At 66.7% G+C, this 12,453-nt stretch carries 8 protein-coding genes; 3 read left to right on the top strand and 5 right to left on the bottom strand.

Features of this window, described 5'->3' with window-relative positions:
* Positions 1–3: 3 nt before the first annotated feature.
* A complete protein-coding gene (locus ACOJB8_RS31180) occupies positions 4–3,126 on the top strand; it encodes an MdtB/MuxB family multidrug efflux RND transporter permease subunit (RefSeq protein WP_475016048.1) in 3,123 nt (1,040 codons plus the stop codon).
* A 4-nt stretch (positions 3,127–3,130) separates the two neighbouring features.
* Complete coding sequence (locus tag ACOJB8_RS31175) at positions 3,131–6,430, top strand: efflux RND transporter permease subunit (RefSeq protein ID WP_475016047.1); 3,300 nt, start codon at positions 3,131–3,133, stop codon at positions 6,428–6,430.
* Positions 6,431–6,481: 51 nt separating this feature from the next.
* Here the strand turns inward: ACOJB8_RS31175 and ACOJB8_RS31170 are convergent, their stop codons facing one another.
* The 5 genes from ACOJB8_RS31170 to ACOJB8_RS31150 all read right to left on the bottom strand — a co-directional run bounded on the left by ACOJB8_RS31170 (position 6,482) and on the right by ACOJB8_RS31150 (position 10,019).
* Positions 6,482–6,745 (bottom strand): hypothetical protein, encoded by a 264-nt coding sequence (locus ACOJB8_RS31170; RefSeq protein WP_475016046.1) that lies wholly within the window; start codon positions 6,743–6,745, stop codon positions 6,482–6,484.
* 43 nt (positions 6,746–6,788) lie between these two features.
* Positions 6,789–7,331, bottom strand: a complete 543-nt coding sequence (gene bamE / locus ACOJB8_RS31165) for an outer membrane protein assembly factor BamE domain-containing protein (RefSeq protein WP_342945582.1) — start codon at positions 7,329–7,331, stop codon at positions 6,789–6,791.
* A gap of 70 nt (positions 7,332–7,401) precedes the next feature.
* Complete coding sequence (locus tag ACOJB8_RS31160) at positions 7,402–7,869, bottom strand: hypothetical protein (RefSeq protein WP_342945581.1); 468 nt, start codon at positions 7,867–7,869, stop codon at positions 7,402–7,404.
* Between the two features lie 130 nt (positions 7,870–7,999).
* Entirely contained in the window at positions 8,000–8,563 is a 564-nt protein-coding gene (locus tag ACOJB8_RS31155) for a peroxiredoxin (RefSeq protein WP_342945580.1), read from the bottom strand.
* 163 nt (positions 8,564–8,726) lie between these two features.
* The gene (locus ACOJB8_RS31150; RefSeq protein WP_368610317.1) at positions 8,727–10,019 is read right to left on the bottom strand and encodes an EAL and HDOD domain-containing protein; all 1,293 of its coding nucleotides are present in this window, start codon (positions 10,017–10,019) and stop codon (positions 8,727–8,729) included.
* Between the two features lie 408 nt (positions 10,020–10,427).
* Between ACOJB8_RS31150 and ACOJB8_RS31145 the strand changes: the two genes are divergently transcribed.
* Positions 10,428–12,416, top strand: a complete 1,989-nt coding sequence (locus tag ACOJB8_RS31145; protein WP_475016045.1) for a putative bifunctional diguanylate cyclase/phosphodiesterase — start codon at positions 10,428–10,430, stop codon at positions 12,414–12,416.
* The last annotated feature ends 37 nt before the right edge of the window (positions 12,417–12,453 follow it).

The following is a 12,453-nucleotide window of genomic DNA, read 5'->3' as shown; positions in this document are numbered from 1 at the left end:
AGCATGAATCCATCCCGCGCCTTTATCCTGCGGCCGGTCGGCACGGCGCTGCTCATGGCGGCGATCATGCTGGTCGGTCTCGTCGCGCTGCGCTTTCTGCCGCTTTCCGCGCTGCCCGAAGTCGATTACCCGACCATCCAGGTGCAGACCTTCTACCCGGGGGCGAGTCCGGACGTGATGACGTCCTCGGTCACGGCGCCGCTCGAACGTCAGTTCGGGCAGATGCCGTCGCTCAACCAGATGTCGTCGCAGAGTTCGGCGGGCTCCTCGGTCATCACGCTCCAGTTCAGCCTCGACCTGCCGCTCGACGTGGCCGAACAGGAAGTGCAGGCCGCCATCAACGCGGCCGGCAACCTGCTGCCCTCGGACCTGCCCGCGCCGCCGATCTACGCCAAGGTCAACCCCGCCGACGCGCCGATCCTCACGCTCGCGATCACCTCGAAGACGCTGCCGCTCACGCAGATCCAGGATCTCGCCGACACCCGCCTCGCGCAGAAAATCTCGCAGGTGGCGGGCGTGGGCCTCGTGAGCCTCTCGGGCGGCCAGCGCCCGGCCGTGCGCATCCAGGCGAATCCGCGCGCGCTCGCGGCCTACGGCCTGAACCTCGACGACCTGCGCACGAGCATTTCGAACCTGAACGTCAACACGCCCAAGGGCAACTTCGACGGCCCCACGCGCGCCTACACGATCAACGCGAACGACCAGCTGACCGACGCCGACGCCTACAAGGACGCGGTAATCGCCTACCGCAACGGCCGCCCCGTCATGCTCACCGATGTCGCGAACATCGTGCAGGGCGCGGAGAACACCAAGCTCGGCGCGTGGGCCGACGGCACCCCCGCGATCATCCTGAACGTGCAGCGCCAGCCGGGCGCGAACGTGATCCAGGTGGTGGACAGCATCAAGGCGCTCCTGCCGCAACTGCAGGAATCGCTGCCCTCTTCGCTCGACGTGCAGATCGTCACCGACCGCACCACCACGATCCGCGCCTCGGTGCGCGACGTGCAGTTCGAGCTGCTGATGTCGGTGGTGCTCGTGGTGCTCGTGATGTACCTGTTCCTCGCGAACATCTACGCCACGATCATTCCGAGCCTTTCGGTGCCGCTATCGCTGATCGGCACGCTCGCGGTCATGTACCTGTGCGGCTTCTCGCTCGACAACCTGTCGTTGATGGCGCTCACCATCGCGACCGGTTTCGTGGTGGACGACGCCATCGTCATGATCGAGAACATCGCGCGCTACGTGGAGGCGGGCGACACGCCGCTCGAAGCGGCGCTAAAGGGTTCGAAGCAGATCGGCTTCACCATCATCTCGCTGACGGTGTCGCTGATCGCCGTGCTGATTCCGCTGCTGTTCATGGGCGACGTGGTGGGCCGCCTGTTCCACGAATTCGCCATCACGCTCGCGGTGACGATCGTGATCTCGGCCGTGGTCTCGCTCACGCTCGTGCCGATGATGTGCGCGAAAATGCTGCGCCACACGCCGCCGCCCGAAAGCCACCGCTTCGAGGCGCGCGTGCATGCGTTCTTCGACTATGTGATCGGCCGCTACGGCGTGGCGCTCGAATGGGTGCTCGCACGCCAGCGCCTCACAATGATCGTGTTCCTCATCACACTCGTGCTCACCGGCATTCTCTACGTGATCGTGCCCAAGGGTTTCTTCCCCGTGCAGGACACGGGCGTGATCCAGGCCATCACCCAGATGCCGCAATCGGTGTCGTATGCGTCGATGGCCGAGCGCCAGCAGGCGCTCGCCGCGGAAATTCTCAAGAACGAGAACGTCGAGAGCCTCACCTCGTTCATCGGCGTGGACGGCACCAATATCACGCTCAACAGCGGCCGCATGCTCATCAACCTGAAGCCGCGCGACGACCGCAGCGAAACGGCGAGCGAGATTATCCGCGACCTGCAAACGAGCGTGGCCCACGTGCCGGGCGCGACGCTCTATATGCAGCCGGTGCAGGACCTCACGATCGACTCGACGGTGAGCCCCACGCAGTATCAGTTCATGCTCACCACGCCGAACATCCAGGACTTCACGACCTGGGTGCCGAAGCTCGTGCAGCGCCTGAAGCAACTGCCCGAACTCGCGGACGTGGCGACCGACCTGCAGGACCAGGGCAGCTCGGTGTTCATCGAGATCGACCGCGCGAGCGCCGCGCGCTACGGCATCACGCCCGCGACGGTGGACAACGCGCTCTACGACGCCTACGGCCAGCGCATCATCTCGACGATCTTCACGCAGTCGAACCAGTACCGCGTGATTCTGGAAGCCGATCCGGTTCTGCAGCACTACACCGACGCGCTGAATTCGATCTACCTGCCCTCCTCGACCTCGAGCACGGGCCAGGTGCCGCTCTCGGCCATCGCGAAGTTCCACGAGCGGCCCGCGCCGCTGCTGGTCACGCATCTCTCGCAGTTCCCGGCCACGACGATCTCGTTCAACCTGGCTCAGGGCGCCTCGCTCGGCGCGGCGGTGAAGGCGATCGAGCAGGCGGAAAAAGACATCGGCCTGCCGGGCTCGTTCCAGACCCGCTTCCAGGGCGCCGCGCTCGCGTTCCAGGCGTCGCTGTCCAACGAGCTGTTCCTGATCCTCGCGGCCATCGTCACGATGTATATCGTGCTCGGCGTGTTGTACGAGAGCTTCGTGCATCCCATCACGATTCTCTCGACGCTGCCGTCGGCCGGGATCGGCGCTTTGCTCGCGCTGATCCTGACCGGGCACGACCTCGACATCATCGGCATCATCGGCATCGTGCTCTTGATCGGCATCGTGAAGAAGAACGCCATCATGATGATCGACTTCGCGCTCGAGGCCGAGCGCCACGAAGGCAAGCCGCCGCGCGAGGCGATCTACCAGGCGTGTCTGCTGCGCTTCCGGCCGATCATGATGACGACGATGGCGGCGCTGCTCGGCGCCGTGCCGCTGATCCTCGGCTACGGCGCGGGCAGCGAGCTGCGCCGGCCGCTCGGCATCGCGATTGCGGGCGGCCTGATCGTGAGCCAGGCGCTCACGCTCTTCACGACGCCGGTGATCTACCTCGCGTTCGACCGGATCGCGCAGCGTCTGCGCCAGCGCTTTGGCGGCGGTTCGCACGGCGCGGCGTCGTCTTCGTCGGAGAGCTGACGCGATGAATCTCTCGCGCCCGTTCATCTCGCGCCCCGTCGCGACCACGCTGCTCGCCGTCGGCATCGCGCTGGCCGGCCTCTTCGCGTTCACGAAGCTGCCGGTCGCGCCCTTGCCGCAGGTGGACTTTCCGACCATCTCCGTGCAGGCCACCTTGCCGGGCGCAAGCCCCGAAACGGTGGCAACCAGCGTGGCGAGCCCGCTGGAGCGGCATCTGGGCTCGATCGCCGACGTCTCTGAGATGACCTCGCAAAGCTCGGTGGGCAGCACGCGCATCACGCTGCAATTCGGCCTGAACCGCGACATCGACGGTGCGGCGCGCGACGTGCAGGCGGCGATCAACGCCGCGCGCGCGGACCTGCCCACGAGCCTGCGGCAGAACCCGACCTACCACAAGGTCAACCCCGCCGACGCGCCGATTCTGATTCTCGCGCTCACCTCGCCCACGTTGAGCGCGGGCCAGCTCTACGACTCGGCGGCGACGGTGCTGCAGCAGTCGCTCTCGCAGGTGGACGGCGTGGGCGAAGTCGACGTGAGCGGCTCGGCCAATCCGGCCGTGCGCGTGGAGCTGGAGCCGCATGCGCTCTTTCACTACGGCATCGGCCTCGAGGACGTGCGCGCCGCGCTCGCCTCGGCCAACGCGAACAGCCCCAAGGGCGATATCGAATTCGGTCCGCAGCGCTTTCAGCTCTACACCAATGACCAGGCGAGCAAGGCGAGCCAGTACAAGGACCTCGTGATCGCCTACCGCAACGGCGCGGGCGTGAAGCTCTCCGACGTGGGCGAAGTGGTCGATTCGGTGGAAGACCTGCGCAACATCGGACTCGCCAACGGCAAGCGTTCCGTGCTCGTGATCCTCTACCGCCAGCCGGGCGCGAACATCATCGAGACCGTGGACCGCGTGGTCGCCATGCTGCCGCAGCTCAAGGCGTCGCTGCCCGCCGACGTCGAGGTGATCCCGACGTCCGACCGCTCGGTCACGATCCGCTCCTCGCTCAAGGACACCGAGCGCACGCTCATCATCGCCGTGGCGCTCGTCGTGATGGTGGTGTTCCTGTTCCTGCGCAACTGGCGCGCGACGCTCATTCCGAGCGTGGCCGTGCCCATCTCGATCATCGGCACCTTCGCGGCGATGTACCTGATGGGCTTTTCGCTCGACAACCTCTCGCTGATGGCGCTCACCATCGCGACCGGCTTCGTCGTCGACGACGCCATCGTCGTGCTCGAGAACATCTCGCGGCATATCGAAAACGGCGTGCCGCGCATGAAGGCGGCGCTGCTCGGCGCGCGCGAAGTGGGCTTCACGGTGCTCTCGATCAGCGTCTCGCTCGTCGCCGTGTTCCTGCCCATTTTGCTGATGGGCGGCATCGTCGGGCGCCTGTTCCGCGAGTTCGCGCTCACGCTCTCGCTCGCCATTGCGGTGTCGCTCGCTGTATCGCTCACGCTCACGCCGATGATGTGCTCGCGCCTGCTCGAAGAAGCGCACGAGAAGAAGGAAGAAGGCCGCTTCGCGCAGTGGCTCGAGCGCGGCTTCCAGCGCATGCAGGGCGGCTACGAGCGCACGCTCGGCTGGGCGCTGGCGCATCCGTTCGTCATCCTGCTCACGCTCGTCGCGACCATCGCGCTGAACGTCGCGCTCTACGTGATCGTGCCCAAGGGCTTCTTCCCGCAGCAGGACACGGGGCGCCTCGTCGGCGGCATCCAGGCCGACCAGGCCACCTCGTTCCAGGCGATGAAGGTGAAGTTCGCCGAGATGATGCGCGTCGTGCAGGCGAACCCGGCGGTGGAATCGGTCGCGGGATTCTCCGGCGGGCGCGCGACCAACTCGGGCTTCATGTTCGTCTCGCTCAAGCCCAAGAGCGAGCGCAAGGCTTCCGCCGACGAAGTGATCGCGCAACTGCGCGGGCCGCTCTCGAATGTGGCGGGCGCGCGCACCTTCCTGCAAGCGGTGCAGGATATTCGCGTGGGCGGCCGGCAGTCGAACGCGCAGTACCAGTTCACGCTGCTCGCGGACAACACCGCCGACCTCTACAAGTGGGGGCCGAAGCTCACCGAAGCGCTGCAGGCGCGCCCCGAACTCGCCGACGTGAATTCGGACCAGCAGCAAGGCGGCCTCGAATCGATGATCAACATCGACCGGCAGAGCGCCGCGCGGCTGAACATCACGCCCTCGCAGATCGACAACACGCTTTACGACGCGTTCGGCCAGCGCCAGGTCTCGACGATCTACAACCCGCTCAACCAGTACCACGTGGTGATGGAAGTCGCGCCGAAATACTGGCAGAGCCCGACCATGCTCAACGAGATCTGGGTGAGCACCTCGGGCGGCACGGCCAGCGGCGCGCAGAGCACCAACGCGACGGCGGGCACGGTGACGGGCCCCACCACCGCCAAGACGGGCGGCACGGCCGCCACCACGGCGACGAGCGCCGCGGCCATCGCAGCCGACTCCGCGCGCAACCTCGCGACCAACTCGCTCGCCGCGAGCGGCAAGTCGAGCGCGTCGTCGGGCGCGGCTGTGTCCACGTCGAAGGAAACGATGGTGCCGCTCTCGTCGCTCGCCTCGTTCGGCCCCGGCACGACGCCGCTTTCGGTGAATCACCAGAGCCAGTTCGTGGCCTCGACGATCTCGTTCAACCTGCCGCCCGGCAAATCGCTCTCCGACGCCACCCAGGCGATCTACGACACGATGGGCGAGATCGGCATGCCCGCGACGATCCACGGCAGCTTCCAGGGCACGGCGCAGGCGTTCCAGCAGTCGCTCGACAACCAGCCGCTGCTGATTCTCGCGGCGCTCGCGGCCGTGTATATCGTGTTGGGCATTCTGTACGAGAGCTATATCCACCCGCTCACGATTCTCTCCACCCTGCCCTCGGCGGGCGTGGGCGCGCTGCTCGCGCTGCTGCTCTTCAAGACGGAGTTCAGCATCATCGCGCTGATCGGCGTGATTCTGCTGATCGGCATCGTGAAGAAGAACGCGATCATGATGGTGGACTTCGCGATCCAGGCCTCGCGTGAGGGGCTGAGTTCGCGCGACGCGATTCACCAGGCCTGCCTGCTGCGCTTCCGGCCGATCATGATGACGACCTGCGCGGCGCTGCTCGGCGCGCTGCCGCTCGCGTTCGGGCGCGGCGAAGGTGCGGAGTTGCGCGCGCCGCTCGGTATCTCGATCGTGGGCGGGCTGATCGTGAGCCAGATGCTCACGCTCTATACGACGCCGGTGGTGTACCTGTACATGGACCGGCTGCGCGTGTGGTGGGATGCGAAGCGCGGGCGCGCGGCGCCCGCGGCGCAAGTGGAGTGAGCGAGCGCTCCCTCAGTAGAAGACGGCTGAAGCGTGGCTTCAGCCGTTTTTTTATGCGCGTGCCTGGCGAGGCTGCGGCTGGCGCAAATGCGCAGGCAGGCAACGCACGATCAGGTGCAGCACGAGCGGCACGATGATGCCGTCGTCCACGACACCGGCGACCGGCATCGCGATGTTGAACGGGTCGAGCGCATAGAGCGCGAGCAGCGCCGTGGCGGGCACGAGCCACACGGGACGCCCCGGCTGGCGCAGCGCGTGCCACAGCACGCGCGCATCGCCCTTCACCACATGCCATAGCAACGCGATACGTTTCATCTGCTTTCTCCTTGCGGCTGGCGCGATCGATGCGCTCGCCGACTCAATGCTGCTCGTGACCCGGTGCGTCCGAGCGCGAGGTCCTGATCACGAGCCCATCCGGCGCGAAATGGGCGTTGAACATGCCGTCCCCCGCCACACCGCCTTCGGCCCAGTGCCAGCTCCACACTTCCTCGTGGCTCAGCGCATATTTTGCTACCGTGGCCGGCTTGCCGAGCAGGCGCCGCACTTCGTCCTGCGTCATGCCAGGCACGACCTGAGCGATATTCTGCGCCGTGAGCGCCTGGGTCATCGCCACGAGCTTGCCGTTCGCGTCGAAGTCGAGCATCCACGTGGTGAGGCCGTTGGGCCCGCGCGGGTATTCGAGGCGCTGCGCGCCGTCGTCGTCCTCCCACACCATTTCGGGCTTGCCCGCCTGCCGGCGCACGTCCTCGACCGTCGACACGCCAATGCGCAGGCCGCCGAACGCCATCGAATCGGGCTTGATCGCGTTGACGGCGTCGGCGACCTTTTGCTGGTCGCACGCCGCGAGCAGCGTGGCGCAGACGGCGATCAAGGCCGCCGCGATCCAGGGTTTTCGTGACATATCCAGTCTGCGTTGCCGGGAAGTAGTTGGGACAGCGCTGCGCCCGGATCGTTCAGCGCCGCCGCCGCGCTCAGAGTTTTTGCGCAATCGCCAGCGTGAAAATACGCGCCCAGCGCTTCGCTTCGCGCTCGCTTGGCATCGGCAATTGCCAGAGCGGGCGCTTCGGGTCGGCCACTCGCAGCGCCACGTGCCAGCCGTTGGCATCGCGCGCCGCCTGGGCGCCTTGCAGGTCGGCGAAGATATACGCGCCATGCGCGCCGCCCTGCGTCAGCTCGCAGAAGCGCTTGCCCGCCGCGAGACGGGCCTCGCCCCAGGCGCCGGCCACGCGGTGTGTCCAGTCGCCTTCGCCGCGCACATTGGGCGCCACGTCGCGCATCCGGCGCCACACCCAGGCGATGAGCGCGACGAACAACGCTGCGGCAACCACCGCTGCGCCCACGGCAACGCCCGTGCCGAAGTGCGCCGCGATGGCGTTGAAGGACCAGTACGCGCCGTAGACGAGCGCGGCAAAGGCAAGTAGAACGACGACGATCGGCATGCGAGGGATCCGTGCGGCGGGAGAGAAAAACCAGGGGCGAAACGCGGAGGGACGACTGGGACAGATCGCGACGAGGCCCGCGCGCGTGGCGGGCCCCATGGCTTACTACGTTTGCGATAACTTGCGATCCCTACTGCTGCGGATGCTGCGCGGCCCACTCCTTCAAGGCGCGCAACGTGTTACTCACGTGCTGGTCCGGCGACAGGCTCGTGTATTCGTAGATGATCTTGCCGTCCGGCGCGATCACATACGACACGCGATTGGCCATCGACTCGTGCAGCGGCATCGACGCGTCGTACGACTTTATGATCTTCGAGTCTTCGTCGGCGGCAACCGGGAACTTGCTGCGGCACTCGCTCACCGAAAACTTCGTGAGCGTGTCGATGTTGTCGTGCGAAACGCCGATCACGGTCGCACCGTACTGCTTGTACTGATCGACCGCTTCAGCGAATTCGTGCGCCTCGATCGTGCAGCCCTTCGTGAACGCAGCCGGATAGAAGTACACCACCACTGGCCCCTTCTTGAGCTCCGAAGCGAGCGAATAGGTGTAGGTCTTGCCGCCCAGCGATGCCTGGGTCGTGAAGTCGGGGGCGGAATCGCCTGGCTTGAGCGTTGCCTGCGCAGACAGCGTAAAGAGCGCAAGCCCGGCGCAGACGAGCGCCGCGGCTCCCGCCGCAAAGAACCTCGGTTTCATGTCAAATGCCCTCGAGTTGAATCGCCACGCCGGCGCGCGTTCTGCCCGCGGGTCTTGCCCATCATGCAAATGAGACGCATGACGCCGCGACGATACCGATATTGGATCACACAATTGCGGCACTCGCAGCGCGTCCCCCGGGCGCAAACCTGACAAGCTGTATTCAACCCTCGGCATAAGCCGTGAACCACGCGCCGGCCCACAGGTTCAACTCGCCGAGCAGCGGCGGCGTGAGCGCATTGAACATGCCCCCCGCCTCGCGCGCGAGGCGCTGCGCGCCGTCGTGATCGCCGCGCTCGGCCGCGGTCGCGATGCGCAGCAGCGTACCGAGCTCGCCGCGATGACCGTCGACGGCCTCGACGATCTCGCGTGCAAGGCCGAGACGATCGAGCGTGTGCTCGGGCGTCGAGCCGACCAGCACGTGCACGAGCGAGAAGATGCCGGTCATGAAGGCGGCATCGGCAAAATCGGGGTCCTGCGGGCTCAGGCTGCGCGCGGCAAGTTCCATGAAATGCGAGCGCGTGCCCGCGAGCTGCACGAGCGGGTCCGAGCCCCACGGCAGGTCGCGTCCGCTCGCGTAGAGCAGCAGTTGCGCCCAGCGCGCGATCTGGCGCGTGCCCGCCGCGAGCACCGCTTCGCGCAGCGACGAAATCGGCCGCCCCGGCGAGTACGCGCTCGAATTGACGAGACGCAACAGTTGCACCACTACGCCGGGGTGGCTGCGCAGTTCGCGCTCGAGTTCAGCCGTGCCGACGTCGTTGGCGACCAGCGCGAGCAGGCGCACGAGCGCGAGGCGCGACGCGCGCACGCGCGGCGCGCGCAGCACCTGCGGGCGCGCGAAGAAGTAGCCCTGAAACAGCTCGAAGCCGAGCGACGAGGCCAGCTCGAAATCCTCGCCCGTCTCGACCTTCTCGGCGATCAGCGTCTTGCCGTGCGCGGCGAGGCTCGCGACGAGCCCAGGCAATGCCGCGCGCTCGGTCTGCAGCAGGTCGACCTTGATGATGTCCGCGTAGGGCAACGCGCGCAGCAGGTTCTCCGTGATCTCGCACACGTCGTCGAAGGCAATGCGGTAGCCGGCGCGGCGCAGTTGCGCGAGACGCTCCAGCACCGCGGCGTCGAAGCGCACGTGTTCGAGCACCTCCAGCACGAAGCGACCCGGCGGCAGCAGATGCACGATGTCGTCGAACAGCAACTCGCGGCTGATATTGACATAGCCGTAGTGACGGCCAAGCACCGCGGGCACGCCGAGCTGGCCGATCGTGCGGGTCATCACCTGGGCCGTGGCGAGCGCGTCGTCGTCGACGTCCGCGCGGTTCTGCGCGCCGCCGCGGAACAGCAGCTCATAGGCGTTGAGCGCGCCATTGCGATCGAGAATAGGCTGCCGCCCGAGATAGACGAACGGCTGCGGACCCGTTGATGACCCGGTAGCAAGGTCCGGTTGTGAAGCTGACGGCATAGAAGGCGCGGAACCAGGGGTGCCCCTGCCCGCATCGTCTCGCGCAGCCTCGCTTGCCGGCGCGGCAAACGCTGACGATGAATCGGACATGGCGGATGACTCGTACGGATGGAATGGCCGGTAATGGCCGCCGACGCGCCGGGCCGCCCCTGCGGCCCGCAAGACGGGCGCTTCACGCGCGCCGACCCATCGCGCATGGCGAACGGCGTCTCGACCGGCGCCACTTTAACCGAATCTGGACGCCACCGCACCGATCTCCCGTCACGTTTATGCGTTAGGTGTTTTTTCGGTCGCCGCGGCTAAAGATTTCCCGTCCCGGGTCGATAACTTGCTCTGATGGGCGGCTTCAGCCGGACGTGGAAACCGGCCGGGATGCCACAGACAAACAAAGGGTTGCCAGCGACAGACATGGAAGCGAACAGGATCTCCGCGCCCCGCGAGGGCTGGTTGCGCACGGTCGTCGACCGGTTTTACGCGCTTGCCGGCCTCAAGGGCGTTGCCGGCGACCCGCCCATGCCTGGCGACGCGAACGCGCCGCATGCCGCGCAGGCGCACAGCGCAGCAGTTGAAGCGCGGCCAGCCGACGCAGCCGACGACAAAGCCGCCGCGCCGCTCGTGCCCCCCTCGCCTCCCGCCGCCGAACCCGACTACGCCGACGCCGTTTCGCTCTCGTTCGAGAATACGGCCGCCGCGGTGGACTTCCTCGTTCACGTGGACGCGAGGCTGCACTTTCTGTACGTCTCCGACGCGAGCCTGCGCTTCGCGGGTTATCACCGCGAGTTCCTGCTCGGCGCGACGCTCGCCGACATCGTCACCCCCGAGCATCACGAGCGCCTCGAGGCGCTGATCGCGCGCGCCGCGCACAGCGGCGCCGTGGAAAAGGACACCATCGACCTCGTCAAGGCGCTCACCTACCCGCTTCCCGTGGAGCTGCGCGTGCAGCGCGCCCAGTATGGCGAGACGACCGGCTTCGCCGTGGCGGGCTTCGACGTCTCCGGCTGGCAGGGCACCGAGGCCGCGCTCACGCACGCGCTCCATCACGATCCGCTCACCGGTCTGCCCAACCAGACCGCGCTCGCGCCCGAGCTGCAGCGCGCCCAGGCCGACGCGGACCATTTCGGCGTGCCGGTGGCGCTGCTGCTGCTCGACCTCGACGACTATCAGCGTGTGAACCGCGCGCTCGGCTACGACGCCGGCGACGAGCTGCTGCGCGAGACCGCGCGGCGCCTCACCCACCTCGCGCTGCAGGGCGAGATGATCGCGCGCATCGGCAGCGACGAGTTCGCCATCCTGATCACGCCGCAACGCCACGCCGCGCCCGACGAAGTGCGCGCCGCCGCCGAAGCGCTCGGCCGCCGCCTGCTCACCTCCATCCTGCAGCCGTACTCGTTTCGCAACCAGCCCGTGCACCTTTCGGCGAGCATCGGCATTGCCTTCCATCCCGACCAGCGCCCGGACGCCTCCGGGGCGGGCGAGGGCGAGGCCGATGCCAGCGCCGACACCACGCCGCTCATCCGCCGCGCGGACCAGGCGCTCCAGCAGGCCAAGGCGATCGGCGGCAACACGCTGACGTTGCACGTGCCCGTCGACGATCCCACCGACGCCATACGCCTGAAGCTGGAGTCGGACCTCTACGACGGTGTGCGCAACGGCGAATTCTCGCTACACTTCCAGCCCATCACGAGCAGCGCGTCGCGCGGCGTGGTCGGCGTGGAGGCATTGATCCGCTGGCAACATCCATTGCACGGTCTCGTGCCGCCATCAACGTTTATTCCGCTTGCGGAATCCGTCGGCCTGATTAATTATCTCGGCAACTGGGTTTTGAAGGCTGCCTGTATGCAACTGACCCAATGGGACGAGCAAGGCATCGAGCTGCAGTACGTGGCGGTCAATGTCTCGCCCCAGCAGTTCCGCAATCCGCGGTTCAGGGAAAGTGTCGAGGAGGCGATCGAGCTCACCGGGGTCGACCCGGCCCGGCTGGTGTTCGAGATCACCGAAAGCCTGCTCATGCACGATCCGCAGCATGCGAAAACGCTGCTCGAAGAGCTCACCTCGCTTGGCATTCGCTTCGCGGTGGACGACTTCGGCACCGGGTATTCGAGTCTGGCGTATCTGCAGCGCTTCCCGCTTTCGAAGCTGAAGATCGATCGAAGCTTCGTCGAGAACCTCATCACTTCGCGCAACGATCAGGCGATCGTCAACGCGGTGGTGGGGCTCGCGCGTACGCTCGATCTCGAGCTCGTGGCAGAGGGCGTGGAGACGGAGGCGCAGCGCGAGCTGCTGACGAACATGGGTTGCGAGCATATCCAGGGATGGCTCGTCTGCAAGGCGCTGCCTTCAGAAGAATTGCAGCAGCGCTTCGTTTCGGGTGCGTTGCACGTGCACGAGGTGCAATGATGCGGGCATCGCAAACAGCAGGGCTTTCGCGAAATTG

This window comes from Paraburkholderia sp. BR10141, assembly GCF_056155635.1.
Note: the sequence above shows the minus strand (reverse complement) of the source record. Positions and strands in the feature narration are given on the sequence as shown.

What these genes read in the sequence shown, in the direction of transcription:
- ACOJB8_RS31155 (WP_342945580.1), bottom strand. Translation starts at nt 8,563, where the DNA reads ATGAAACCGAGGTTCTTTGCGGCGGGAGCCGCGGCGCTCGTCTGCGCC.
- ACOJB8_RS31150 (WP_368610317.1), bottom strand. Translation starts at nt 10,019, where the DNA reads ATGCCGTCAGCTTCACAACCGGACCTTGCTACCGGGTCATCAACGGGT.
- ACOJB8_RS31160 (WP_342945581.1), bottom strand. Translation starts at nt 7,869, where the DNA reads ATGCCGATCGTCGTCGTTCTACTTGCCTTTGCCGCGCTCGTCTACGGC.
- ACOJB8_RS31175 (WP_475016047.1), top strand. Translation starts at nt 3,131, where the DNA reads ATGAATCTCTCGCGCCCGTTCATCTCGCGCCCCGTCGCGACCACGCTG.
- ACOJB8_RS31170 (WP_475016046.1), bottom strand. Translation starts at nt 6,745, where the DNA reads ATGAAACGTATCGCGTTGCTATGGCATGTGGTGAAGGGCGATGCGCGC.
- bamE (WP_342945582.1), bottom strand. Translation starts at nt 7,331, where the DNA reads ATGTCACGAAAACCCTGGATCGCGGCGGCCTTGATCGCCGTCTGCGCC.
- ACOJB8_RS31145 (WP_475016045.1), top strand. Translation starts at nt 10,428, where the DNA reads ATGGAAGCGAACAGGATCTCCGCGCCCCGCGAGGGCTGGTTGCGCACG.
- ACOJB8_RS31180 (WP_475016048.1), top strand. Translation starts at nt 4, where the DNA reads ATGAATCCATCCCGCGCCTTTATCCTGCGGCCGGTCGGCACGGCGCTG.